Genomic DNA, 23,587 nt, shown 5'->3' with positions numbered 1-23,587 from the left:
TCCTCTTACGTCGTCGAAAGTCGTGGCGTGCGCGCCGGGCGCACCTCGGGTGCTCCGCAACTGTAACGCTCTCTCACAGATTGTCAAAGTATCGTCTCAAATAATCACATACACTGTCCTCGGGCTCGCGCCGCGCGAGCATGACACCAATGAAGAGGTCCTGCATGTACATCGGCGCCATCGCTGACGACTTCACCGGAGCGACCGACGTCGCCACCGCGCTGCGCGAACGCGGACTGCGCACGACGGTCGTCATCGGCGACCACGACATCCCGTCCGACGCCGACGCCGTCGTGGTCGCGCTGAAGTCGCGCACGGCCCCGGTCGACGAGGCGGTGGCCGCGTCCGTCCGCGCCGCCGACCGGCTGACGGAGGCCGGCGCCGATCGGCTCTACGTGAAGTACTGCTCCACCTTCGACTCGACGGACGAGGGCAACATCGGCCCCGTGCTCGACGCCGTCCTCGACCGCGTCGCCGCGGACCGCACGGTCGTCGTGCCCTCGTTCCCGGGCAACGGCCGGACCGTCCGCGACGGACGCCTCTTCGTCGGCGGGACGCTCCTGGAGGACTCCTCGATGCGCCACCACCCGCTCACGCCGATGACGAAGTCCCGTCTCCGCGACATCCTCGCGCCGCAGACGCGCACCGCCCTCACCGAGATCGACCTGCCGACGGTCCGCTCCGGCCCCGTCGCGCTGCGCTCCGCGATCGACGCCGCCCCCGCCGGATACCTGATCATGGATGCCGTCACCGACGAGGACCTCGCGGCGATCGCCGCCGCCACCGCCCACCTGCGGGTCCTCTCCGGGGGTGCCGCCCTGGCCGCCGCCCTCGACGCCCCCGCCGGGACCTCGCCCGGCGCCCTGCCCGACGTCGGCGCGGGCCGCCTCGTCGTCTGCGGCTCGGCGTCCGCGGCCACGCGGGCGCAGATCCGCGACGCGATCGACCGCGGTGCCGCCGCGCGGCAGGTGGACGTGGATGCCGCCCTCGCCGACCCCCGCGCGGAGGCCGCGGCCCTCGCCGACTGGGTGCGCCGGCTGCCCGACGACGCCCTCCCCCTCGTGTACTCCGTCGGCGTCCTGACCGACGTGCGCGTCGGCTCGGCGGACGCCTCCGCCGCGGTCGAGCACGTGCTGTCCGCGCTGGTCGCCGACCTCGTCGGAGCGGGGGACGTCCACCGCGTCATCGTCGCGGGCGGCGAGACGAGCGGGGCCGTGGTCCAGGCGCTCGGCGTCACCGCGCTCCACATCGGCCCGCAGCTCGCGCCGGGGGTGTGCTGGAGCGTCGGGACGGCGGCATCCGGAGTCTCCGTCGCCCTCGTTCTGAAGAGCGGGAACTTCGGCGCCGTCGACCTGTTCTCCGCCGCCTGGAAGGAGCTCGCATGAGCGCCATCGACGACCTCGTGTCCGCGGGGCGCGCCCTCGTCGAGGCGGGTCTCAGCCCGGGCAGCTCGGGCAACGTGAGCGTGCGGGAGGGTGACCGCATCCTCATGTCCGGCACCGGTACGCGCCTGGGCGCCCTCGGACCCGACGACATCGCCGTCCTCGACCTGGACGGACACCCGCTGAGCGGTGCGCGGCCGTCGAAGGAGGTGCCGCTGCACGTCGCCATGTACGCGCGCACGCCCGAGCACACCGCGGTGGTGCACGTGCACTCGCCCTCGACGGTCGCGGTCTCGTGCCTCGAGCCGTGGGCTCCGCACAGCGCGGTGCCGCCCCTCACGCCCTACTCGCTCATGCGCGTCGGCCAGGTTCCGCTCCTGGAGTTCGCCCCTCCCGGCGATCCCGCGATGGGCGATCTCGTTCGCGACTGCCCCTTCCCGTTCCGCGGTGCGCTGCTCGCCAACCACGGCGCCGTCGTCAGCGGCGTCGACCTGCCCTCCGCCGTCGACAGCACGATCGAGCTCGAGGAGGCCTGCCGCATCACCCTCCTCACCGACGGACGGGAGCGGCGGCTGATCGCCCCCGCGCAGGTGCGTGCGCTGACGGAGCGCTGGGGCACGCCGTGGTCCGAGACCGCTTCAGTAAGCTGACCGGGACCGAGAGGCCCCGATGACCGACGCAGCTCCGATGATCCCCGAACAGCGCCGCGCGAGCATCGTCCAGAGCCTGCACCGCGAGCGCGTGCTGAGCTTCCGACAGCTCAGCAGCCTGCTCGGGGTCAGCCAGATGACCGTCCGACGCGACGTCGCGGTCCTCGAGGAGCAGGGCCTCGTGCACTCGACGGCCGGTGGGGCCAAGCTCGCCCCGCGGCTCGTCCTGGAGCCCACGCGCGCCGAGAAGGCGGCGAGCGAGGTCGCGGAGAAGAGCGCGATCGCGCAGGCGGCGGCATCCCTCGTCCACGACACGATGACGGTCTACCTCGACGCCGGGACGACCGCGCAGGCCATGCGGCCGTTCCTGGAGCAGGTGAGCGACCTGACCGTCGTGACCAACGACCTCGCCACGGTGCAGTCCTTCATCGACCACCCGAGCGCCGACCTCATCTGCGTCGGCGGCCGGGTCGACCGGACCAACCTCTCCACGATCGGGCGCCTCACGCGGCTCTCGCTCGCGGAGCTGTCGCTCGACCTCGCGTTCATCTCGTCGAGCTCCTGGGACCTCGGCCACGGCATCACGACGCCCGTCGAAGCGAAGATCGAGGCCAAGCGCGCCGCGGTCGAGGCGGCCGAGCGGTCGGTCCTCATCGCCGACAGCTCGAAGTACGGGCGCTTCGCGAAGTACCGGGCGCTCCGCCTGTCGGAGCTGCAGACGGTCATCACCGACGCCGCCCTCCCGGACGCTGCGGCGGCCGCGATCGGCGAGGCGGGCATCGAGGTCGTCCGCGCCTGAGGAGGGCGGCCGTCGCGCCGGACGACGCGGTCGCCTCCGTCGTGCCTGAGGGCGCCCGGGCCGTCGTGCCCGACGGCGCCCGGGCCGTCGCGCCGTGGGCCGTCCGTCCGCCACGGGTCAAGCCGGTGCGGCGGATGCCGCGCGGCTGCCAAGATCGACCCATGGCAGACGACGACCTCCCGGACTCCCTCGAGCCCGGTATGCGCGTCGCCCCGCGCCCGCAGCCGCCCGCACCGCCGACGCCGAAGGGCGATCTCCGCGTGGCGTCGATCGTCGCGATCGTCACCGGCTCGACCGTGGTCCTCTGGTACGTCTTCCTGGTCTCGGTCAGCGCGGTCGCCGACCTCGATCAGCTCTTCTGGATCCAGATCAGCATGTGGGTCCTCGCCGGCGTCTCGTTCGTCGCCGGCATCCTGAGCCTGAACGCCCGTATGGCCCGCGAGCTGGCCGCGGCCGGCTTCATCTCGGGGGTCGCCGCGTTCCTGCTGTCGATCTCGATCGGCTTCTTCAGCGGCGTCGACCTCCTGAACTGATCCTTCTCCCGCGCGCTGAAACAGCCGTAGCCGCGCGACGGTTACCCAGCGCTTCCTCGTCGCCGCAGATCAGCCCGACGACGAGCGCGGCGCAGAACGCGTCGCCGGCGCTGACGGGGTCGACCACGGCCGTCGCATAGCTCGGGGCGGATGCCACCTCCTCGCCATGACGCAGGAGCCGATGCGCCGTCGGGTCGCGGCGAGAACCGAGGAAACCGACAGAAGATCCACTACCGGCATGTGTGCGCCTGCTCGCGGGCGGCGCGATCATCGACGTAGCTGACGGGAACCGCCAATGCGTGCCGCTACACATCGACGAGCGAGATGCACCAGTCTTCGACCTTCAGGAGGGTGTCCGTCTTGACGCGGTGTGCCACGGTCAGCCCCACCTTGCGCGCGTCGATGAGGTCGGCGGCCCGCAGGATCGCAAGGTGGTGAGAAGCCGTGAATCGAGAGATCTCGAGTGCGGCCGCGAGGGATGAGACGGAGCGCAGCTCGTCCGGCGGTGTCGACATGACGTGAGACATCAGCTCGAGGCGCCTGCCGTGGCCCAAGGCCGTGAAGATCCGCGCCAAGTGCTCCAAATCCGTCACCGGCCTGCCTCCTCGGGCTCTCTGTCGGATGCCACCGTGCGTCCGACGCCGTCTTCAGTCCCGCGGAGCGGTCGGCTCCTGTGTGGAGCCCCGCGCGTAACGTTCGGCCGCCTGCACGATGCTCCCGACCACCTCGGCTTCGTCGACCGACCGGGGCGAATACAGCAGCACGTAGTTGAGCGGCATCGCCGGCCACGATCCGGCGAGCGGATGCCGCTCTCCCCATCCTCGCGAGAGAACTTGCGCGGCATCGGTCGGGCTGAGGATGACGTGCATGGAGCCGTCGGCCGCGTGGATGTGGGCGAACTCGCCTTGCGCGGTGACGATCTCGGGCGGACTGTCCACGGTGTCCACGACGGTGAGAGCCTCACCGTTCTTCTCGAAGAAGCTCCGACGGTACGTGACGGAGGCGCGGTCGTAGGCCGCGTGCTCGTCGAAGATGTCGATCGTGCGGGCACGCCCGTGAGGCGTCCCCGGCTGCGATGCCTGACGATGAGGCACCGGGTAGGGCCACACGTCGGGGCGGGGTCCTTCGCGGGAGGGCAGCTCCGGCAACCAGGTCCGGTCGTGCGGACCTCCCGCGATGGCGCCGAAGGCGCGGGGATCCCGCGCCTCGAGCTTCTGCAGGCGCAGTCGCGTGACCTTCAGCCAGCCGCACGGCGTGCTGGGCACCCCGCCGACGCCGAGCGACAGCCAGCGCTGGTAGTCGCGCGCGACAACCCAGGCGCCGCTGGCGAGACCGAGGGAGACGACGGCGAGGGTGCGGGCACGCATGGTCAGGCGGTGACGAAGCGCTGACGGATCTCGCCGATGCCCTCGATGGCGCTGACGAGCTCGGTTCCGGCGTGCAGGTAGCGTCGCGGCGACCGTCCGAACCCGACGCCGGCGGGCGTGCCCGAGAGGATGACGTCGCCCGGGTACAGCTCGACCACGGCGGACAGGCGCTCGATGAGCACGGGAACGGGGACGATCATCTCGGCCGTCGTTCCGTCCTGCAAGGTCTCGCCGTCGGCCACGCAGGTGAGGCGGAGGGCTTCGGGGTCGTCGATCTCGTCGACGCTGACCACCCAGGGGCCCATCGGGCAGAAGCCGTCGTGCGACTTGCCGAGGCTGAACTGGGGCGACGGGCCGGACATCTGAAGGACGCGCTCCGACAGATCCTGCGCGACCGTCAGCCCGGCGACGTGGTTCCACGCGTCGGCGCGGTCGATGTTGCGGCCCCCCTGGCCGATCACCACGGCGAGCTCGACCTCCCAGTCCACGTCGCCCTCGGGCAGCACCACGTCGACATCAGGGCCCGTGAGGGACGAGACGAACTTGGTGAACACCGGCGGCAGCCCGTCGGGGATGCCCATGCCGACCTCGTTGGCGTGCTCTCGGTAGTTCAGGCCGATGGCGAGCAGCTGACGCGGCGCCGGAACGGGCGAGCCGAGGTCGGTCGGAACGAAAGTCACGGCCGACGCTGCAGAGGCGTCGAAGGCACCCCACCACTCGCAGAACTCGCTCCACTGGGCGTAGATGGCCTGGGGGTCGGCGGAGAAGCGACCGGCGCTGGCCTGCTCGACGTCGACGGCCGTGCCGTCACCGGTGACGACGACCAACCGACCTTGGAGATTCGCTACCCGCATTGCTTCGCCTTTCAAGCATATTGATAATGATTGATAGCGATTGTGGGCGTTCGCTCGCGCGCTGTCAAGATGGCTCGACCGGGAGTGGTCGAGGGAGGGGGTCTCATGGACCGAAGCGTTCTCGCACCCACGCAGGGGGCGGGCGGACGGGAGACGAGCCGCGCCGAGCGCGTCGCCGACGATCTGGAGGCATTGGCCCGCACGGTCCCGGCGGGCACCCGCCTCGGTACGAAGGAGTCTGTTCGCGAGAGCGCCGGCGTCTCCGTCGGCACGATGAACGAAGCGCTCCGTCTCGCGCAGAGCAGGGGGGCCGTCGTGCTGCGCCCGGGGCCTGGTGGCGGCGTGTTCGCGGCCGAGCCCGCACCTCGGGTGCGACTGGGCTCCACGGTCCTCTCCCTCGACGGCGAGCATGCGGACGTGGGCGAGGCCATTCGCATCCGCAATGCGCTCGACCCCCTTCTCGTCGAGGACGCGCTCTGGCATGCCAGCCCCGCCGACATCGCGGAGATGCGCGAGCACGTGGATGCCATGCGGACCGCCACCGCGGATGGCGACGGCAAGGCATTCCTGTTGGCCAACTGGGCCCTCCACGCGCGCATCGCGGACGCGAGCCCGCACCCCGTGCTGCGCACGATGTACCGGGCGTTACTCGACCTCATCGAGGCGCACACCGTGTCGGTCACCGGTCAGACGGAGAGCGACGAAGACCTGCGCGCGTACTTGCGGGCGCGCACCGATCTGCACGACGACCTGGTGGAAGCCCTCTCCGACCGGGATGGCGACCGCGCGGCGCAGCTGATCGCGCGACACAACACCGACGCTCACGAGTGAGAAGCGGTTTGCTTGACGGCTCTTCGTGCCGGTGCTAGCTTCTCTGCTGCGTGAAGACCAGCCGAGGCTGTGACTCTCCGGAGGCAGACCTGGCGCGCTACGTACCCCTACGTGCGCGACAGGTCTTTGTCGTTTTCGGGACCAAGGCGGTCCCGTCGAGCGGAATGGACCGCTTGCAAAGGAGAGCATCATGTCTGACAGCGCACTGGCGCGCACCGTCCTCGACCTGGTCGGCGGCGCGAACAACGTCACCTCCGTCACCCACTGCGTGACGCGTCTGCGATTCGACCTCAAAGACGAGGCCGCCGCGAAGAAGGCCGAACTCGAGAAGACCCCCGGCGTCCTCGGCGTCGTACAGGCCGGCGGCCAATACCAGGTGGTGATCGGCAACCGCGTCCCCGATGTCTACGCCGCGCTCGCGCCGATGGTCGACGGCGGCGGAGCGACGCGTCGGTCCACAGCCGAGCCGACTCGCAAGAGCAACCCCGCCACCGCCGTGCTGAACACGATCGCGCAGCTGTTCACCCCGATCGTTCCCGCCCTCGCCGGTGGCGGCATCATCAAGGGTCTTCTCGTCCTCGCCGTCTCGCTCGGCTGGATGGACAAGACCACCGGCACTCACACGATCCTCAACACCGCGGCGGATGCGGTGTTCTACTTCATCCCGGTCCTGCTGGCCTACACGACCGCCAAGTACTTCAAGGTCGACATCCCCGTCGCGCTCGTCATCGCCGGAAGCCTGCTGCTTCCGAGCCTCGTCACCTACTTCGGCGACAACCCGCAGACAGACTTCTTCGGCATCCCGGTCTTCGGCGCCAACTACGCCTCGTCGGTGATCCCGATCATCCTCGCCGTGTGGATCGCCTCGTTCCTGCAGCGCGGGCTCAATCGTGTGCTGCCCGGGCCCGTGCGGCTGGTCATCACGCCCGCCATCGTGCTGGCGGTCATGGTCCCGCTGACCCTCATCGTCTTCGGACCCGTCGGCACGCTCGTCGGCAACGCCATCGGCTCGGGCTTCACCTGGCTGACCGAGCTCTCTCCGCTGGTCGCCGGCATCATCTTCGGTGGCACGTACCCGCTGCTGGTCATGTTCGGTCTGCACCGCGCGCTCGTTCCTGTCGGCATCGCCGAGGTCGCCCGCACCGGACAGACGGCGCTCTGGGCCTTCACGGGTCCCTCGAACTTCGCCGACGCGGGGGCCTCGGCTGCTGTGGGCATCATCACCAAGAACAAGGCGACCCGTTCGGTCGCCTTCGCCGCCTCGCTCACCGCTCTCTGCGGGATCACCGAGCCGGCCCTCTACGGCGTCAACCTCGTCTTCAAGCGTCCGATGATCGGTGTGCTCCTCGGCGGCGCGGTCGGTGGCGCCATCGCGGGTATCGGCGGGGCGCACGCCTACGCTGTGGCAATTCCTTCGGTCCTCACCATTCCGGCCTTCATCGGCGCGGGCTTCGTGTCGTACCTCATCGCCATCGCCGTCGCTTTCATCATCGCCTTCGTTATGACCCTCGTGCTGGGGATCAAGGAGAACGTCGAGACGCCTGCGAGCGCCCCCGGGGCGGCAGGTGACATCGTCGCCCCCGCCGCGGGCCGGGTCGCCGACATCTCCGAGGCCGGCGACCGTGCGTTCGCGAGCGGTACCCTCGGCGCCGGGTTCGTCATCCACCCCGAGGGTGGCCGCATCGTCTCGCCGGTCACCGGCGAGGTCGTGATGGTCTTCCCCACCAAGCACGCCGTGGGTCTGCGGTTGGACGACGGTGCGGAGATCCTCGTGCACGTCGGCGTCAACACCGTCAAGCTCGAAGGCCGCGGCTTCACCGCGCACGTCGAGAAGGGCGACCGCGTGATCGCAGGCGCACCGCTGGTCGACTTCGACCCCGAGATCGTGCGCGCGGCCGGCTACGACACCGAGACGTACGTGGTCGTGTCCAATGCGAACAACTACGCGGTCAGCCCCGTGGTCGGCGGTCCGGTGGCCGAAGGCGACCGTGTGCTGTCGGTGTCGACGAAGGTGGCGACCAGTGGCGTCTGAGTCCGTCTTCCCGCCCGCCTTCCTCTGGGGTGCGAGCACCAGCGCCTTCCAGGTGGAGGGCGGGCTCACCGCCGGCGGCAAGGGCCTGTCCGTCGCCGATGTCGCCGCCCGCGCCAAGGCCGACGTCTACGCCGACACCTCGGTCGCAGCGAATTTCTACGAGCTGTACCCGGAGGACATCGCTCTCATGGCCGAACTCGGCCTGCAGAGCTACCGGATGTCGATCAACTGGACCCGCATCTACCCGCACGGTACGGAGGCGGAGCCGAACGCGCAGGGACTCGCCTTCTACGATCGCGTCTTCGACGAGCTCGCGCGCTACGGCATCGAACCCATCGTGACCCTCTACCACTTCGACCTGCCGCTCGGTCTCGAAGAGGACCTCGGAGGGTGGGAGTCACGCGAGACGATCGAGCACTTCGTCCGCTACGCCCGGACGTGCTTCGATCACTTCGGCGACCGGGTCAAGTGGTGGCTGACGATCAACGAGCAGAACCTCCTTGCCCGGAAAGACAAGATCATGCATCCCCGGGGTGAGGGCGATGAGCGCGAGCGCTCGCGCCACCGCATGAACCACCACATGTTCCTCGCGAACGCGCGCGCCGTCGCGCTGTGCCACGAACTGCTGCCCGACGCGCGCATCGCGCCCACGATCGCGTGGCTGCCCAGCTACCCGGCCACCGCGCACCCCGACGACGTACGGGCCGCTCGGGATGCCGACGACCTGTACAACTACTACGCCACCGACGTCTACGTCCGCGGCGCCTACCCCGAGCGTTACCTCTTCTGGCTGCGGGAACACGGGTGGGAGCCGGGGATCACAGCCGAGGACGAGGCCGTGCTGGCGGCCGGGACGTGCGATTTCCTCGGCTTCAACTACTACGTCACATTCGCTGCCGAACGGTGCCCGCCCGATGCTGCGGCGGACTACACCGCGATCCTCGCGCTGGTCGTCCCCGGGCGGTTCCGCTACGTTCCCAACCCGTTCCTGGAGGCGACGGAGTACGGCTGGCAGATCGACCCGGTGGGTTTCCGCACCTCGCTGTTCGACCTGTGGGAGAGATACCGTCTGCCGCTGATGATCACCGAGAACGGCATCGGCACCGCCGACGTGGTCTCGGAAGACGGAGCGGTGCACGACGACTACCGTTCCCTCTACCTGCGAGACCACATCCGCGAGATGCGGCGGGCGGTCGCCGAAGGTGTCGAGGTGTTGTCGTACAACATGTGGTCGTTCATCGACATCGTCAGCTCCAGCAGCGGCTTCTCCAAGCGATACGGTCTGGTGTACGTCGACCGGGACGAGTTGGATGCGAAACAGCTGCGCCGCATCCGCAAGGACAGCTTCGAGACCTACCGTCGGATCATCGCCAGCAACGGCGAGGATCTGGGGTAGAGGCATGCGCACCATCCGCCAGCTGGGGCACAACGTCGTGCTCGTCGAAGACGAGGCGGGCGGTCAGCGGGTCGCGCTCGGCAGAGGCATCGGCTTCTCCGCCAAGCCCGGCTCCGAGCTGACGCCGGACGCCGTGGAGCAGTGGTTCTCGGTGACGTCGCCGGCCGAGCTGGAACGGGTCAACGCCATGGTGGCATCCCTCCCGCTCGACATGCTCGTACTCGCCACCACGATCACCGCCCACGCCAATCAGATGCTCACCGCGAAGGTCAGCCCGAGCGCGGTGGTGCCGATCGCCGACCACCTCCATCTCGCGATCCAGCGCGCACCGGGCCCGCGCGAGGAGCATCCCCTGCAGTGGGAAGTGCAGCAGCTCTATCCCGAAGAGTACGGGGTAGGACGCTCGGCGCTGGCCCTCGTCGAAGAATCGACCGGTGTGCGCCTGCCCGAGAGCGAGGCCGTCGCCCTCGCGCTGCACATCATCACCGCCACGATCGAGGCAGAGGGGGTGCGGACGACCATCGCTGTCACGCGGCTGATCTCCGAGTTGCTCGATGTCGTCAGCGCGACCGCGGGCCGCGAGGTCCGCGAGGACGCCATGGCGACCTCCCGATTCGTCAGTCACTTGCGCTATCTGTTCCTCCGGCTGAACCGGCCGGAGGTCGCCACGACATCGGTCAGCGGCGTCCTCGCCGCACTCATCCAAGAGCAGCCCGAGGCGTACCAAACGGCACTTCGCCTGGCGTACCTCATCGAGTCCCGCGTCTCCCTGCGCGTCTCCGAAGAGGAAGTCGCCTATCTGACCATCCACGTCGCTCGCCTGCTCGGCGCCAGCTGACCCCCCGAAAGGAACCCCGTGCCCGTTCGCACCGTCGTCATCGCCTCCCCTCAAGGGCTGCACGCTCGGCCCGCTCAGATCGTCGCTCGCGCCGCGGCGTCCGGCTCTTCGCCCGTGCAGATCGGCCGCGCGGGTGAAGAGGGCGTCAACGCCGCCTCGCTGCTGTCGCTCATGACCCTCGGAGTGAAAGGCGGAGACGAGGTCGAGGTCAGCGGCCAGGAGCAGGTTGCGGTCGACGCGATCGCGGACCTTCTGGCGCGCGACCTCGACGCCGACGTCTAAGCCTTCGCGTCGTCGGGGCCGTGCGTGAGGGCGGCTGCGGTCAGGCTGAGGTGCCGGACGAGCACGTCGCATGCCGCATCGGCATCCCGGGCGAGCGCTGCCTCCTCCAGGAGGAGGTGCTCCTGCGCGACATCGCGGTCGGGAGTGGATGCCACCGACCAGCGCCGCGCGAGCTCGCTCGCCGTCCACATGCGGTCGAAGGTCTCGAGCAGGACCTCGTTGCCGCCGCCCTCGAGGATGGCCCGGTGGAAATCGCGGTGGGCACGGGACCACTCCTCGGACACCTGACCGTCGTCGTCGTACTGAGGAAGTCGGGCAAGGAGGTGGTGCGCGGAACGCACGCGAGACTCCCACCGCAGGTCCCCGCGCTCGATCGCCAGCCGCAGCGCGACGGGCTCGGTGAGCACGCGCGCCTCGGCGATCTGCTGCCACCGCATCGCATCCTGGGTCGGCACCGCGAAGCCCCGATTGGGAAGCCGCACCGCCAGGCCCTCGCCCACGAGCCGCAAGAGCGACTCGCGCACCACGGCGAGGCTCACTTCGAGCTCGGACGCGATCTGCTGCGGGCGCAGAGCGCTGCTCTGCTCGTAATGCCCGTGCAGGATGGCCCGCCGCAGCATCTCGTAGACATCGCGGCCGCGGGCGCGGCTCTTCACGGACTCCTCCGACACGTTGCCATCCTAGAAGATCCAAAATAATTGACTGTTTGGCAGATAATCGATTATCGTGGGTGGGACGAAAGGAACTGTCATGCCGAACAACCCCTTTGACCGCCTCCCCGAGGTCCCCAGCTTCACGCTGACCAGCGAGACCGTTGCCGACGGCGGTGCCTTCGAGACGCCCCAGTACTCGGGAGCCTTCGGAGTCCCCGGTGGCGAAGACGTTTCGCCCCAGTTGTCGTGGTCGGGTGCCCCCGAGGGGACCCAGAGCTACGCCGTCACGATGTACGACCCCGACGCGCCCACCGGCTCGGGGTTCTGGCACTGGGCCGTCGCCAACGTCCCCGCGACGACGACGGAGCTGCCCCTGGGTGCCGGAAGCGTTGCCGGCGACCTCCTCCCCGAGGGTGCATTCCAGCTGCCCAACGACGCTCGCGCCGCGCAGTACATCGGCGCCGCCCCGCCGGCCGGGCACGGTGAGCACCGCTACTTCCTCACCGTGCACGCCCTCGACGTCGCCGACATCGGCGTCCCCACCGACGCCACCCCCGCGTTTCTGGGCTTCAACATGGCCACTCACATCCTCGGACGCGCAACGATCGTCGTCACCGGCAAGATCGACGACTGATCACCCCAGAGGGCGGGAAGCGATCTCGCATCCCGCCCTCCCCCTTTCCCTTCCCACGGGCGTTGCCGACGCTCGCCCCTTCTCGAAGTTCCAGGAGACCTCATGGCCGAGACCGCGCCGACCGTCGAACTCATCCACGTCACCACCGGTCCCGACGGGCTGACGGTGACGGAGCGCCTTCCTGCTCCCGAGATGACGATGCGACCCGTCGGGCAGGGCATCCCGCCCATCTGGGCCAGCGACCCGCAAGCCGATGTGCAGTCGTGGTCGATCTGGACCCTGCCGCCGGGCTGGCGTGGTGGATGGCATCGCAACCCGAGCCGGCAGTGGGTCATGCCCATCAGCGGACGCTGGTGGGTCGAGACGCAAGACGGCGTTCGGACCGAGATGGGCCCCGGCGAGGCGCACCTCGGAGACGACACCAATGCTGTGCCCGACAGCACCGGACGGGTCGGGCACGATTCCGGCGTCATCGGTGATGAACCGCTCGTCGTCATGATCGTGCAACTCGACGACCACTCCCCCGCGTAAGCAAGCGGACGCCAACGCAGCCACCCGACGTCCCGCCGTACGCGTCGGTCTTTCCTGTGCCACGAAGGCGGCGGCCGACCGCACCTCCCTGTCGGCCCAGGCCGGGACGTGCCCCGTTCGTCGGCCCCGCCGCCGACTCGGCCACCGCGGAATCGGACACGGACCGGAATCGGATGCCGATGGCATCCCGATCCGATTCCGGCGTCGCCGTCCGATTCCGCGAGCCGGTCGGACCGGGGCCCCCACCCCGCCGACCGGCGCCCCGCGGCTCTTACTCGGCGAACGCCGCGGAGAGGAACGCGACCGCCTGCGCCACCGCCGCCTTCGCCGCGTACGTGTCGTGCAGCGAGTTCACCATCACGAAGTCGTGCGTGATGCCCTGGTAGCGCACGGCGGTGGTGGGCACCCCGGCCTGACGCAGCTTGGCGGCGTAGGCCTCGCCCTCGTCGCGCAGCACATCGGCCTCGGCGGTGATGACGAGCGCCTGCGGGAGGCCCGACAGCTGGTCGAGGCTCGCTCGCAGCGGCGAGGCCGTGATCTGCGCGCGGTCGTCCTCACTCGTCGTGTACTGGTCCCAGAACCACTTCATCCCGTCGCGCGAGAGGAAGTAGCCTTCCGCGAACCGGTGGTACGACTCGGTGTCGAAGGCCGCGTCGGTCACCGGGTAGAACAGCACCTGCGCGGTCAGGTCGAGGCCACCCCGCTCCTTCGCCAGCAGGGTGATCGCGGCCGACATGTTGCCGCCGACGGAGTCGCCCGCGACGGCGATACGCGTGGCATCCAGGTCTTTGGTCGCCCCCTCGGCGACGATCCACTGCGCGGTCGCCCACACCTGCTCGATCGCGTGCGGGTAGCGCACCTCGGGCGAACGGTCGTACTCGGGGAAGACGACGGCCGCGCCGGTCCCGACGGCGATGTCGCGCACGAGGCGGTCGTGCGTGTGGGCGTCGCCGAAGACCCAGCCGGCGCCGTGGATGTAGATCACGACGGGGAGCGCGCCGGTGGCCCCCTGCGGGCGGACGATGCGGACCTTGACCGATCCGCTCGGGCCGCCGGGCACCTCGATCCACTCCTCGTCGACGTCCGGCTTGAAGATCGGCGCGTCCTGGACGCCGTCGACCGCGGCACGCCCCTCGGCGGGCGGCAGCTGGTAGAGGAACGGCGGTTCGCTGGTGGCATCCACGAACTCCTGGGCGGCGGGTTCGAGGGCGATGCCGTGGGGGTTACCGGACATGATCGTGACCTTTCTCGTGGATCGAGGGGCGAGAACGGTCGTTCTCGTCGATATGGCCGACTGTAGAGAACGATCGTTCTCGCGTCAAGTAGACTTCACCCCATGACGGACGACCCTCGCCAGCGCATCGTCGACGCCGCAGACACGCTGTTCTACGGGCGCGGCATCGGACAGGTCGGAATGGATGCCGTTCGCGACGCGGCCGGCGTCTCCCTCCGGGCGCTCTACAAGGCGTTCCCCTCGAAGGACGAGCTCGTGATGGCGGTGCTCGAGAAGCGGCACGCGCTGTGGACGTCGGGTGTGACGGCCGCGGTGGAGGCCATCGACGACGATCGGGGCAGGCTGCTCGCGGTGTACGACTACCTCGCCGGGTGGTTCGAGGAAGCGGACTTCCGCGGATGCGGCTTCATCAACGCCTTCGGTGAGCTGGGAGCGGCCAACGCGGACGTCGCGCGGACCGTCCGCGAACACAAGGCGGAGTTCCAGCGCTACGTCGCCCGGCTCGTGGACGACGCGGGGGCGCCCGGGACCCTCGCTCCGCAGCTCGCCATCCTCGCGGAGGGCGCGCAGACCACCGCCGCCATCGCGGGGACCCCGGATGCCGCCCGGCACGCGCGCGCCGCCGCCGTCACGCTCATCGACGCCGCGGTGCCCGCCGCCTGACGCGGTGGCCCGCGGACCCCGCACCATGCCCGGGGCCGACTTCCGCCCAGAATCGGATCCAGTCCCCAGAATCGGATTCCACCGGCCGATTCATCCGAATCCGCGGCCGTCATCCGATTCCGCGCACACCCGCCGCGCCGCGCCGGCCTCAGCGACCGGTCGTGCCGCCGTCCCAGGACCGTGCGAGCTCGACGACCGCCGCGATCGCGGCCTCGGTGTCCGCGGGCGACCCGCCCGCGCGACCCGCGACGAGTCCGGCCACGAACGCGCTGAGGGGGGCGGCCGGGCGGGCGACGCCGTTCGCGACGTCTCGGGCGAGGTCGAGCACGAGCGAGATCGGGATGTCCCCGTCGGCGAGGCCGAAGCGCTCGGCGAGCGCCGCGCTCCAGTCGTTCAGCGCCTCGGGCGGCAGCGTGCGGGAATCGGTCATCGTTCCTCCTCGGACGTCGTTCAGATCGTCCCACGTGTCGATGTCCCGCGTCAGCGCGGCCGCCACGGGGACCACCTCGACCTCGAGCCGTCCGAGGAGCGCCCGCATCGAGGCATCCCGTCCCCGGTCGGGAAGGAGGGATGCCGCCTGCCTCAGGGCGTCCGTGCGATAACGGCCGATCAGCCACTGCGCACTCTCTCCGTCGCCGAGGCAGACGCCGTCGCCCGGGATCTCGACCGCGGCGAGCGCCGTCACGGCGGCGCCCGGGTCGGCCAGGTCGCAGGCGAGGAGCCACACCTCCGCCGCCCCCACCCGCGGAAGGGCGGCGACGATCCCCGCGACGGGGCCGCCGAACGGAGGGTCCTCGCGGACCCAGTCCACGGCGAGGCCGGCGTCGAGCACCGGCGCCGCGACCACGACCCGGTCCACCCCGACGGCCCGGACGGCGGCGACCGCGGCCGCGAGCAGCGTCGTGCCCCGGACGGTGAGGAGCGGCTTGACCGCGCCGCCGAGGCGAGACCCGCGCCCGCCCGCGAGCAGAATCGCGTCGGCGCTCACCGCGGCATCCTTGCTTCGCCGAGGCGGGACCCGCGCCCGCCCGCGAGCAGGATCGCGTCGGCGCTCACCGCGGCATCCCCGTTCCGACGAGGCGGGACCCGCGCCCGCCCGCGAGCAGGATCGCGTCGGCGCTCACCGCGGCATCCCCGCCGGAGGTCACCACAGCATCACGTCCACGGCGTCGCCCGCCTCGCGGTCGCGGCCGTCGGGCGGGATGACGGCGAGTCCCGCCGCCGCCGCGAACCCGCGCGTGGAGCCGCCGGCACCGGGAGCGGGCGGAACGGCCCGCCAGGTCGCCGGGTCGGTGCGGTCGATCGCCACCGGCACGTACTGCGTCCGGCCGGAGCGCCCGCGCCACGATCGCGCCAGCGTCAACGCGAGGGTGGGCCGTCCGAGATCGCTCGCCCCCTCGAGCGCCGACAGCGCCGGACGGACGAACAGCTCGAACGACACCGCGGCGGCGGTCGGATTCCCCGGCAGTCCGAACAGCAGCATTCCGTCCGGGGAATATCCGAATCCCTGGGGTCTCCCGGGCTGCATACGCACCTGCGAGAAGCGCATCACCCCGCCGAGACTCATCCGCACGACCTCGTACGCGCCCGCGCTCACTCCTCCCGACAGGACCACCGCGTCGGCGCCCGCGGCCGCCGCGTCCGCGATCGCGCGTCGCAGTCCGTCGCCCTGGTCGTCGACGCTGCCCCGCAGGACGACCTCGGCACCGGCCTCCTCCGCGAGCCCGGCGAGCAGCAGGCTGTTCGACTCCGGGATCCGCCCGCGCTGCAGCGGCTCCCCCGGCGGGACGAGCTCGGACCCCGTCGACACGACCGCGACGCGCGGCGCACGGCTGACCGGGACGGACGGGATGCCGGCCGCGGCGAGCGCGGCGACACGTCCCGCGGTGAGCCGCAGCCCGGCGGCGACCACCACATCCCCCGCGCGCACGTCGGACCCCCGCCGACGGATGTGGGCGCCGTCGGCGCGGGGCGGACGCTCGACGGTCACCGCCTCGAGCCCACCCGCCAGACCGGCGCGCGTGTCCTCGAAGGGCACCACGGCGGTGGCGTCGGTCGGCAGCGGCGCACCGGTCATGATGCGCGCGGCCTCAGCGGCATCCATCCGGGGGTCCTCGGCGGTGCCGGCGGGCAGGTCGGCGACCACGCGCAGGGTGACGGGGGTGTCCTGCACGTCGGCGAAGCGCACCGCGAAGCCGTCCATCGCGGAGTTGTCGAAGGCGGGCACGTCGACGGCGGCGGGCGCGGGCGCGCGGAGGATGCGACCGCGCACCTCGGCGATCGGTCGGTCGACCGGGGCGAACGGCTCGACCACGGCGAGGATCGACGCCAGGTGCTCCGCGACGTCGACGGTTCCGTCCTGCGCACCCATGCCCCCAGCGTAGGTGCGGGCGCGGAGCGGGACGGGAGGGGATGCCACCAGGGGAGGACGTCGGGCCGGTGAGGAGTCCTCCCTTCCCGACATCTCCTCCCCGCGACCCCCGACCCCGCGCTACCGTGAGCGCCATGAGCGACCTGACGTACAGCGAGGTCGGCGCGACCGCCGGCGACCTGCCGTCCGGGTATCACCACGTCCGCCGGGCCCGCACGATCGGCCGCGGCCGCGTCGTCTTCGAGCAGGCGGCGGATGCGCTGTTCCACGGAGCGGTGCAGCGTCGCGCGGGGGCGGAGATCACTCTGTCGCAGACGCCGCTGCGCGTCGGGACCCGCGTCGACATGCGCCTGCGTCTCGGACCGCTGCGCTTCACCGCCCCGTGCATGGTCGTCTGGGCCGAGCGCACGGACCACCACGCCGGCTTCGCGTACGGCACGCTCCCCGGTCACCCCGAACGGGGCGAGGAGCGCTTCGAACTGACCCTCCACGAGAACGGCGACGTGACCTTCCTCATCGTCGCCTTCTCGGCGCCCGGCCGCTGGTTCACGCGGATCGGCGCCCCCGTCGGCCGCCTCGTCCAGTCCTGGGCGACCCGGCGGTACCTCGAGACCCTCCCCTGACCCGCGGCACCGGCAGACCCCCCTCCCGGCGGGGCTAAGGTCGGGACCATGGATGCCACGAGGACGGCACGCTTATGGGACGCCTGACCGCCTCCCGCCGCGTCACCCGCATCACGCTCTCCGGCGCGAACCGGCAGCGACCGGATGCCGTCGCCGTCGAGGAACCGCTTGAGATCCGGGTCCACGGCTCGCCCCTGGCCGTGACGATGCGCACCCCGGGCCACGACGTCGAGCTCGCGGCGGGCTTCCTCGTCTCGGAGGGCGTCATCAGCCGCGGCGAAGAGTTCTCCCGCGCCATCCACTGCGGCGGACCGGGCACCGGCGGGGCCGACGGCAACACGTACAACGTGCTGGACCTCACCCTGGCCCCGGGTGTCGCCCTCCCCTCCCCCGACATCGCCCGCAACTTCTACACGACCAGCTCCTGCGGCGTGTGCGGCACGGCCTCGATCGACGCGGTCGAGAAGGTCTCGTCCCACGACGTCGCGAGTGACGGCATCCAGGTGTCCGCCTTCGACATCGCAGCCTTTCCGGACCGCCTGCGCGAGGGGCAGAAGGTCTTCGACAAGACCGGCGGACTGCACGGGGCCGCGCTGTTCGACGTCGCCACGGGCGAGATGCTCGTGGTGCGCGAGGACGTCGGACGTCACAACGCCGTCGACAAGGTCGTCGGCTGGGCGGTGCTCAACGACCGCCTCCCCCTCCGCGGGACGGTCCTGCAGGTCTCGGGCCGCGTCAGCTTCGAGCTCGTGCAGAAGGCCGTGATGGCCGGCATCCCGGTCCTGTCGGCCGTCTCGGCGCCGTCGTCGCTCGCCATCGAGCTCGCCGAGCGTGCCGGCCTCACCGTCGCCGCGTTCGTCCGCAACGGCAGCATGAACGTCTACACCCGGGCCGACCGCGTGGACACGACCGGCATCGGTTCCGCAACCCGGGCCGAGGCGGACCTCCCGGGCGTACGCTGACCCGGGATGCGGGGGATGGATGCCACCACCCCGGCGCCGTGACCAGCGGAGGGTGAGCATGGGTGACGCGTTCGGTCTGATGAAGGACGTTCCGCGACAGGGCGGTCTCGGACCGCGGTCGTCCGGGGCCTGGACGAGCAGCGGGACCTACGACCACCCGGCCGCCGGCTGGGGTGCGGCCATCACGGTCGGAGAGGTGCTGGTCAAGCAACGCCTGCCGCTGGCGGGAACGCGCGCGATGTTCACGATGAACCAGCGCAAGAGCGGCTTCGACTGCCCCGGATGCGCGTGGCCCGACGACCGCGGCGTCGCCCTCGACATCTGCGAGAACGGCATCAAGCACGTCACGTGGGAGATGACGCACAAGCGCGTCGGCAAGGAGTTCTTCGCCGCGCACTCGGTGTCGGAGCTCGCCGAGTGGACCGACTTCGACCTCGAGGACGCCGGCCGCCTGGTGGGCCCGATGGCCTACGACGCCGACACCGACCACTACGTGCCCATCTCGTGGAACGATGCGTTCCGCACCATCGCGCACCACATCCAGGCGTTGGACTCCCCCGACCAGGCGGCGTTCTACACCTCCGGACGCCTCAGCAACGAGGCCTCCTTCCTGTACCAGCTGTTCGCCCGCGAGCTCGGCACCAACAACCTGCCCGACTGCTCGAACATGTGCCACGAGGGCTCCGGTCGCGGCCTCACCGCGTCGCTCGCCACGGGCAAGGGCACGGCCGACCTCGAGGACTGGCAGACCTGCGACGCGCTGTTCGTGCTGGGCGTCAACGCCGCCTCGAACGCCCCCCGCATGCTCACGACCATCGCCGAGGCGATCGACCGCGGCGCCCAGGTCGTGCACGTCAACACGCTGCGCGAGGCCGCGTCCGGCAGCACCATCGTCCCCCACGAGATCGTCGACATGGCGACCTTCCACGCGACGCCGACGAGCACGATGGACCTCCAAGTGAGGCCCGGCGGCGACCTCGCTCTCGTCCGCGGCATGGCGAAGGTCGTGTTCGAGGCGTCCGAGACCGATCCGACCGCGCTGGACCGCGACTTCCTCGCCCGCTACACGGACGGGCTCGACGAGTACCGCGCCCTGGTCGAGGCGACGTCGTGGGACGAGCTCGTGGAGCAGTCGGGTCTGACCGAGGCCGAGATCCGCGGCGCCGCCGACGTGTACCTCTCCGCCGAGCGCACGGTCATCAGCTGGTGCCTCGGCGTGAGCCAGCACCGGCACGGCGTGGACACCGTCCGCGAGATCGTCAACCTCCTGCTGCTGCGCGGGAACGTCGGCCGGAAGGGCACCGGTCCGTCGCCGGTGCGCGGCCACAGCAACGTCCAGGGCAACCGCACGTGCGGCATCAACCACAAGCCGACCGAGGACTGGCTCGCGAAGCTCGACGAGGTCTGCGGCATCGTCTCGCCGCGCGAGCCGGGTCTGGACACCGTGCACACGGTGGCGGCGCTGCACCGCGGCGACCTGAAGGTGTTCGTCGGCATGGGCGGCAACTTCGTCCGCGCGGCTCCCGACACCGCGCTGACGGCCGAGGGCATGTCGCGCACCGACCTCACCGTCCACGTCAGCACGAAGCTGAACCGCAGCCACATCGTCCACGGCAAGGCCGCGCTCATCCTGCCGTGCCTCGGGCGCACGGAGCGCGACGAGCAGGAGTCGGGTCTGCAGTCCATCTCGACCGAGGACGCGATGAGCTCCGTCATGCTCTCGCTCGGGTCCCGGCGGCCGGCGTCGCCGCACCTGCTCAGCGAGCCCGCGATCATCGCCGGGATCGCCCGCGCGACGATGCCCGCGTCGCGGACGCCGTGGGAGGAGTACGTCGCCGACTACGACCGCATCCGCGACACGATGGCGGAGGTGCTCCCCGGCTTCGAGGGCTTCAACGAGCTCGTGCGCCAGCGCTACGGCTTCCGCATCCCGCAGCCGGCGCGCGAGCGCGACTTCCGCACCCCGTCCGGCAAGGCGGAGTTCTCCCGGGCGGAGCTGCCGAACGTCATCCCCGAGGAGGCCGACGTCCTCGTCCTCCAGACGATGCGCTCCCACGATCAGTGGAACACCACGATCTACTCGGCGGACGACCGCTACCGCGGCATCCGGAACATCCGGGAGCTCGTCTTCATGAACCGCCGCGACATGCGCGAGCGCGGGATCGCCGAGGGCGACCTCGTCGACATCGTCGCGACCTCGCTCGACGGGTCGGTGCGCAGCGTCACCGCGTTCCGCGCACTCGAGTACGACACCCCGCGCGGCAGCGCGGCCGGGTACTTCCCCGAGATGAACGTGCTCCTCGGGCCGGACGACTACAGCCGCCAGAGCGACCAGCCGCTGATGAAGGACATCCGCGTGCGCATCGGGAAGACGGCCTGACCCGCGCGCGCCGCGGATTCGGAGCCGCGCCGCGGATTCGGACCGTTTCGGCCACGGCATCCGATTCCGACGCCCCTATCCGAATCCGGCGATGGCCGACGGTCGACGCCCCGCTCCGATTCCGGCGACGGCCGAGCCGGCCGGGGCACGGAGCCGGACGACCGCCCAACTAGACTGATGCCGTCCGGCCCCCGCGATTCTTGGAGCTCAGCCGCGTGACCAACTCACCCGAATCCGCCGCACCCGCCCACCGCACGGCCCTCGCCGACACGGTCGACAACGCGATCGCCACGCCGGAGAAGGATCAGCCGTACGGCGCCCTCGGTCTGAAGGACGACGAGTACGCCAAGATCCGCGAGATCCTGGGCCGCCGCCCCACCAGCGGCGAGCTGGCGATGTACTCGGTCATGTGGAGCGAGCACTGCTCCTACAAGTCGAGCAAGATCTACCTGCGCCAGTTCGGGCAGAAGGTCAGCGACGAGATGAAGACCCGCCTCATGGTGGGCATGGGCCAGAACGCCGGCGTCGTCGACGTGGGCGACGGCTGGGCGGTCACCTTCAAGGTCGAGTCGCACAACCACCCCAGCTACATCGAGCCGTTCCAGGGCGCCGCGACCGGCGTCGGCGGCATCGTCCGCGACATCATCTCGATGGGCGCGCGCCCCGTCGCGGTCATGGACCAGCTGCGCTTCGGCGCGATCGACCACCCCGACACCCCGCGCGTCGTGCACGGCGTCACCAGCGGCATCTCCTTCTACGGCAACTGCCTGGGCCTGCCGAACATCGGCGGCGAGACGGTGTTCGACGCCGTCTACCAGGGCAACCCGCTCGTCAACGCGCTCGCGGTCGGCGTCCTGCGCCACGAGGACCTCAAGCTCGCCAACGCGAGCGGTGCGGGGAACAAGGTCGTGCTGTTCGGCGCCCGCACGGGCGGCGACGGCATCGGCGGCGCCAGCATCCTGGCATCCGACACCTTCGCCGACGGCGGCCCCACCAAGCGTCCCGCGGTCCAGGTGGGCGACCCCTTCGCCGAGAAGGTGCTCATCGAGTGCTGCCTCGAGCTCTACCGCGACGACCTCGTCGAGGCCATCCAGGACCTCGGGGCCGCGGGCATCTCCTGCGCCACGAGCGAGCTCGCCGCCAACGGCGACAGCGGCATGAAGGTGGAGCTGTCGAAGGTCCTGCTGCGCGACCCCTCGCTCACGCCCGAGGAGATCCTCATGAGCGAGAGCCAGGAGCGCATGATGGCGATCGTCGCGCCCGAGAAGCTCGACGCGTTCCTCGCCGTGGTCGGCAAGTGGGACGTCGAGACCAGCGTCCTCGGCGAGGTCACCGGCGACGGCCGTCTCGTCATCGACTGGTACGGCGAGCGCATCGTCGACGTCGACCCGTCCACCGTCGCGGTCGACGGCCCCGTCTACGAGCGCCCCGTCGCCTATCCCACGTGGATCGACGCCCTCAACGACGACACCGCCGCGACCCTGGAGCGGACCACGGATGCCGCGGCCCTCCGCGACCAGTTCACGACCCTCGTCGCGAGCCCCAACCTCGCCGACACCTCCTGGATCACGAACCAGTACGACTACTACGTCCTCGGCAACACCGCGCTGAGCTTCCCCGACGACGCGGGCATGATCCGCGTGGACGAGGAGACCGGCCTCGGCTTCGCCATCGCGACCGACTGCAACGGCCGCTACTGCCAGCTCGACCCGTACGCCGGCGCCAAGCTCGCCCTCGCCGAGGCGTACCGCAACGTCGCCGTGACCGGCGCGGTGCCCACCGCCGTCACCGACTGCCTGAACTTCGGCAGCCCCGAGAACCCCGAGGTCATGTGGCAGTTCAGCCAGGCCGTCGAGGGTCTGAGCGACGGCTGCCTCGAGCTCGGCATCCCGGTCACGGGCGGCAACGTGTCGTTCTACAACCAGACCGGCGACCAGCCGATCCACCCCACCCCGGTCGTGGGCGTGATGGGCATCATCGACGACGTCGCCGCCCGCATCCCGAGCGGCTGGCAGGATGCCGGCGAGAACCTGTACCTCCTCGGCACCACCGCCGACGAGCTCGACGGCTCGCAGTGGGCGGGCACGATCCACGGCCACCTCGGCGGGCGCCCGCCGAAGGTCGACCTGGCGCAGGAGCGCAAGCTCGCCGAGCTGCTGCAGGCCGCTGGCTCCCAGTCCCTCGTCTCGAGCGCGCACGACCTGTCGTCCGGCGGTCTGGCGCAGACCCTCGCCGAGGGCGTGCTGCGCTTCGGCGTCGGCGCCCGCGTCTGGCTCACCGAGCTCATGGAGCGGGACGGCGTGGATGCCACGGCCGCCCTGTTCAGCGAGTCCACCGGCCGCGTGCTCGTGAGCGTGCCGCGCGAGGAGGACGTGAAGTTCCGCGGCCTGTGCGACGGTCGCGGCTACCCGGTGCTGCGCATCGGCGTCACGGACATCGAGCCGGGCGTCGAGGCCTCCCTCGAGATCCAGGACGTGTTCACCGTCCCGGTGTCGGAGCTGCGCCGCCTGTCGACCGAGACGCTGCCCGCCGTGTTCGGGCCGACCGTGTCGGAGCCCGTCGCCTGACCTTC

Annotated in this window: 23 protein-coding genes; 16 read left to right on the top strand and 7 right to left on the bottom strand. The window is 70.8% G+C overall.

From position 1 onward, the window contains the following. Positions 1–164: 164 nt before the first annotated feature. The 4 genes from otnK (at position 165) to MRBLMI1_RS14440 (ending at position 3,364) form a co-directional block, all read left to right on the top strand. Positions 165–1,385: a 3-oxo-tetronate kinase gene (otnK, locus tag MRBLMI1_RS14455; RefSeq protein ID WP_367733979.1), complete on the top strand. Its 1,221-nt coding sequence runs from the start codon at positions 165–167 to the stop codon at positions 1,383–1,385. Beyond that, the gene (locus MRBLMI1_RS14450; RefSeq protein ID WP_367733977.1) at positions 1,382–2,032 is read left to right on the top strand and encodes a class II aldolase/adducin family protein; all 651 of its coding nucleotides are present in this window, start codon (positions 1,382–1,384) and stop codon (positions 2,030–2,032) included. The genes otnK and MRBLMI1_RS14450 overlap by 4 nt, the downstream gene beginning before the upstream one ends. A 19-nt stretch (positions 2,033–2,051) precedes the next feature. After that, complete coding sequence (locus MRBLMI1_RS14445) at positions 2,052–2,831, top strand: DeoR/GlpR family DNA-binding transcription regulator (protein WP_367733975.1); 780 nt, start codon at positions 2,052–2,054, stop codon at positions 2,829–2,831. A 161-nt stretch (positions 2,832–2,992) separates the two neighbouring features. Continuing rightward, positions 2,993–3,364, top strand: coding sequence for a hypothetical protein (locus tag MRBLMI1_RS14440; RefSeq protein WP_367733974.1), 372 nt, complete (start codon positions 2,993–2,995; stop codon positions 3,362–3,364). Positions 3,365–3,669: 305 nt separating this feature from the next. Here the strand turns inward: MRBLMI1_RS14440 and MRBLMI1_RS14435 are convergent, their stop codons facing one another. The 3 genes from MRBLMI1_RS14435 to MRBLMI1_RS14425 are packed head-to-tail and all read right to left on the bottom strand — an operon-like array spanning position 3,670 to position 5,585. Beyond that, positions 3,670–3,957, bottom strand: coding sequence for an ArsR/SmtB family transcription factor (locus MRBLMI1_RS14435; RefSeq protein ID WP_367733973.1), 288 nt, complete (start codon positions 3,955–3,957; stop codon positions 3,670–3,672). Between the two features lie 54 nt (positions 3,958–4,011). After that, on the bottom strand, positions 4,012–4,731 hold the full coding sequence (locus tag MRBLMI1_RS14430; RefSeq protein WP_367733972.1) for a hypothetical protein: 720 nt from the start codon (positions 4,729–4,731) through the stop codon (positions 4,012–4,014). Positions 4,732–4,733: 2 nt separating this feature from the next. Then, positions 4,734–5,585, bottom strand: a complete 852-nt coding sequence (locus tag MRBLMI1_RS14425) for a fumarylacetoacetate hydrolase family protein (protein ID WP_367733971.1) — start codon at positions 5,583–5,585, stop codon at positions 4,734–4,736. A gap of 273 nt (positions 5,586–5,858) precedes the next feature. Between MRBLMI1_RS14425 and MRBLMI1_RS14420 the strand changes: the two genes are divergently transcribed. The 5 genes from MRBLMI1_RS14420 (at position 5,859) to MRBLMI1_RS14400 (ending at position 10,964) form a co-directional block, all read left to right on the top strand. After that, positions 5,859–6,416: a FadR/GntR family transcriptional regulator gene (locus MRBLMI1_RS14420; protein ID WP_367733970.1), complete on the top strand. Its 558-nt coding sequence runs from the start codon at positions 5,859–5,861 to the stop codon at positions 6,414–6,416. A gap of 190 nt (positions 6,417–6,606) precedes the next feature. Then, positions 6,607–8,448, top strand: a complete 1,842-nt coding sequence (locus tag MRBLMI1_RS14415) for a beta-glucoside-specific PTS transporter subunit IIABC (protein ID WP_367733969.1) — start codon at positions 6,607–6,609, stop codon at positions 8,446–8,448. Then, on the top strand, positions 8,438–9,844 hold the full coding sequence (locus MRBLMI1_RS14410; RefSeq protein ID WP_367733968.1) for a glycoside hydrolase family 1 protein: 1,407 nt from the start codon (positions 8,438–8,440) through the stop codon (positions 9,842–9,844). Before MRBLMI1_RS14415 ends, MRBLMI1_RS14410 begins: the two co-directional genes overlap by 11 nt. A 4-nt stretch (positions 9,845–9,848) precedes the next feature. After that, positions 9,849–10,682 (top strand): PRD domain-containing protein, encoded by an 834-nt coding sequence (locus MRBLMI1_RS14405; protein ID WP_367733967.1) that lies wholly within the window; start codon positions 9,849–9,851, stop codon positions 10,680–10,682. Between the two features lie 18 nt (positions 10,683–10,700). Then, the gene (locus tag MRBLMI1_RS14400) at positions 10,701–10,964 is read left to right on the top strand and encodes an HPr family phosphocarrier protein (protein WP_367733966.1); all 264 of its coding nucleotides are present in this window, start codon (positions 10,701–10,703) and stop codon (positions 10,962–10,964) included. Here MRBLMI1_RS14400 and MRBLMI1_RS14395 read toward each other — a convergent pair. Continuing rightward, complete coding sequence (locus MRBLMI1_RS14395) at positions 10,961–11,635, bottom strand: GntR family transcriptional regulator (protein ID WP_367733965.1); 675 nt, start codon at positions 11,633–11,635, stop codon at positions 10,961–10,963. The genes MRBLMI1_RS14400 and MRBLMI1_RS14395 overlap by 4 nt on opposite strands. 79 nt (positions 11,636–11,714) lie before the next feature. On the opposite strand from MRBLMI1_RS14395, the gene MRBLMI1_RS14390 reads away from it, so the two are divergent. After that, the gene (locus tag MRBLMI1_RS14390; protein ID WP_367733963.1) at positions 11,715–12,251 is read left to right on the top strand and encodes a YbhB/YbcL family Raf kinase inhibitor-like protein; all 537 of its coding nucleotides are present in this window, start codon (positions 11,715–11,717) and stop codon (positions 12,249–12,251) included. Positions 12,252–12,353: 102 nt separating this feature from the next. Further along, the gene (locus MRBLMI1_RS14385; protein WP_367733962.1) at positions 12,354–12,782 is read left to right on the top strand and encodes a hypothetical protein; all 429 of its coding nucleotides are present in this window, start codon (positions 12,354–12,356) and stop codon (positions 12,780–12,782) included. 271 nt (positions 12,783–13,053) lie between these two features. On the opposite strand, the gene MRBLMI1_RS14380 is transcribed toward MRBLMI1_RS14385, so the two are convergent. Beyond that, entirely contained in the window at positions 13,054–14,016 is a 963-nt protein-coding gene (locus MRBLMI1_RS14380; protein ID WP_367733960.1) for an alpha/beta hydrolase, read from the bottom strand. A gap of 102 nt (positions 14,017–14,118) precedes the next feature. Here MRBLMI1_RS14380 and MRBLMI1_RS14375 point away from each other — a divergent pair, with 102 nt between their 5' ends. Next, positions 14,119–14,679: a TetR/AcrR family transcriptional regulator gene (locus MRBLMI1_RS14375; protein WP_367733958.1), complete on the top strand. Its 561-nt coding sequence runs from the start codon at positions 14,119–14,121 to the stop codon at positions 14,677–14,679. Positions 14,680–14,827: 148 nt separating this feature from the next. Here the strand turns inward: MRBLMI1_RS14375 and MRBLMI1_RS14370 are convergent, their stop codons facing one another. Together MRBLMI1_RS14370 and glp are read right to left on the bottom strand one after the other, a co-directional pair. After that, complete coding sequence (locus tag MRBLMI1_RS14370; protein WP_367733957.1) at positions 14,828–15,667, bottom strand: DUF6457 domain-containing protein; 840 nt, start codon at positions 15,665–15,667, stop codon at positions 14,828–14,830. 156 nt (positions 15,668–15,823) lie between these two features. Next, entirely contained in the window at positions 15,824–17,050 is a 1,227-nt protein-coding gene (gene glp, locus MRBLMI1_RS14365; protein WP_367733956.1) for a gephyrin-like molybdotransferase Glp, read from the bottom strand. A gap of 134 nt (positions 17,051–17,184) precedes the next feature. Between glp and MRBLMI1_RS14360 the strand changes: the two genes are divergently transcribed. The 4 genes from MRBLMI1_RS14360 to purL all read left to right on the top strand — a co-directional run bounded on the left by MRBLMI1_RS14360 (position 17,185) and on the right by purL (position 23,582). Then, positions 17,185–17,673 carry a DUF1990 family protein gene (locus tag MRBLMI1_RS14360; RefSeq protein WP_367733955.1) on the top strand — a complete coding sequence of 163 codons (489 nt, stop codon included), beginning with the start codon at positions 17,185–17,187 and terminating at the stop codon, positions 17,671–17,673. Positions 17,674–17,747: 74 nt separating this feature from the next. Next, positions 17,748–18,635, top strand: a complete 888-nt coding sequence (gene fdhD, locus MRBLMI1_RS14355) for a formate dehydrogenase accessory sulfurtransferase FdhD (RefSeq protein ID WP_367733954.1) — start codon at positions 17,748–17,750, stop codon at positions 18,633–18,635. A 58-nt stretch (positions 18,636–18,693) separates the two neighbouring features. Further along, complete coding sequence (locus MRBLMI1_RS14350; RefSeq protein ID WP_367733953.1) at positions 18,694–21,015, top strand: FdhF/YdeP family oxidoreductase; 2,322 nt, start codon at positions 18,694–18,696, stop codon at positions 21,013–21,015. Positions 21,016–21,230: 215 nt separating this feature from the next. Then, entirely contained in the window at positions 21,231–23,582 is a 2,352-nt protein-coding gene (purL, locus tag MRBLMI1_RS14345; RefSeq protein ID WP_367733951.1) for a phosphoribosylformylglycinamidine synthase subunit PurL, read from the top strand. The last annotated feature ends 5 nt before the right edge of the window (positions 23,583–23,587 follow it).

Origin of the sequence: Microbacterium sp. LMI1-1-1.1, from assembly GCF_040815675.1 — a bacterium.
GTDB lineage: Bacteria > Actinomycetota > Actinomycetes > Actinomycetales > Microbacteriaceae > Microbacterium.
The sequence above is the reverse complement of the archived record's forward strand: the minus strand, read 5'-3'. Positions and strand labels throughout refer to the sequence as shown.

What these genes read in the sequence shown, in the direction of transcription:
- otnK (WP_367733979.1), top strand. Translation starts at nt 165, where the DNA reads ATGTACATCGGCGCCATCGCTGACGACTTCACCGGAGCGACCGACGTC.
- MRBLMI1_RS14450 (WP_367733977.1), top strand. Translation starts at nt 1,382, where the DNA reads ATGAGCGCCATCGACGACCTCGTGTCCGCGGGGCGCGCCCTCGTCGAG.
- MRBLMI1_RS14445 (WP_367733975.1), top strand. Translation starts at nt 2,052, where the DNA reads ATGACCGACGCAGCTCCGATGATCCCCGAACAGCGCCGCGCGAGCATC.
- MRBLMI1_RS14440 (WP_367733974.1), top strand. Translation starts at nt 2,993, where the DNA reads ATGGCAGACGACGACCTCCCGGACTCCCTCGAGCCCGGTATGCGCGTC.
- MRBLMI1_RS14430 (WP_367733972.1), bottom strand. Translation starts at nt 4,731, where the DNA reads ATGCGTGCCCGCACCCTCGCCGTCGTCTCCCTCGGTCTCGCCAGCGGC.
- MRBLMI1_RS14425 (WP_367733971.1), bottom strand. Translation starts at nt 5,585, where the DNA reads ATGCGGGTAGCGAATCTCCAAGGTCGGTTGGTCGTCGTCACCGGTGAC.
- MRBLMI1_RS14420 (WP_367733970.1), top strand. Translation starts at nt 5,859, where the DNA reads ATGAACGAAGCGCTCCGTCTCGCGCAGAGCAGGGGGGCCGTCGTGCTG.
- MRBLMI1_RS14415 (WP_367733969.1), top strand. Translation starts at nt 6,607, where the DNA reads ATGTCTGACAGCGCACTGGCGCGCACCGTCCTCGACCTGGTCGGCGGC.
- MRBLMI1_RS14405 (WP_367733967.1), top strand. Translation starts at nt 9,849, where the DNA reads ATGCGCACCATCCGCCAGCTGGGGCACAACGTCGTGCTCGTCGAAGAC.
- MRBLMI1_RS14390 (WP_367733963.1), top strand. Translation starts at nt 11,715, where the DNA reads ATGCCGAACAACCCCTTTGACCGCCTCCCCGAGGTCCCCAGCTTCACG.
- MRBLMI1_RS14385 (WP_367733962.1), top strand. Translation starts at nt 12,354, where the DNA reads ATGGCCGAGACCGCGCCGACCGTCGAACTCATCCACGTCACCACCGGT.
- MRBLMI1_RS14380 (WP_367733960.1), bottom strand. Translation starts at nt 14,016, where the DNA reads ATGTCCGGTAACCCCCACGGCATCGCCCTCGAACCCGCCGCCCAGGAG.
- MRBLMI1_RS14375 (WP_367733958.1), top strand. Translation starts at nt 14,119, where the DNA reads ATGACGGACGACCCTCGCCAGCGCATCGTCGACGCCGCAGACACGCTG.
- glp (WP_367733956.1), bottom strand. Translation starts at nt 17,050, where the DNA reads ATGGGTGCGCAGGACGGAACCGTCGACGTCGCGGAGCACCTGGCGTCG.
- MRBLMI1_RS14360 (WP_367733955.1), top strand. Translation starts at nt 17,185, where the DNA reads ATGAGCGACCTGACGTACAGCGAGGTCGGCGCGACCGCCGGCGACCTG.
- fdhD (WP_367733954.1), top strand. Translation starts at nt 17,748, where the DNA reads ATGGGACGCCTGACCGCCTCCCGCCGCGTCACCCGCATCACGCTCTCC.
- MRBLMI1_RS14350 (WP_367733953.1), top strand. Translation starts at nt 18,694, where the DNA reads ATGGGTGACGCGTTCGGTCTGATGAAGGACGTTCCGCGACAGGGCGGT.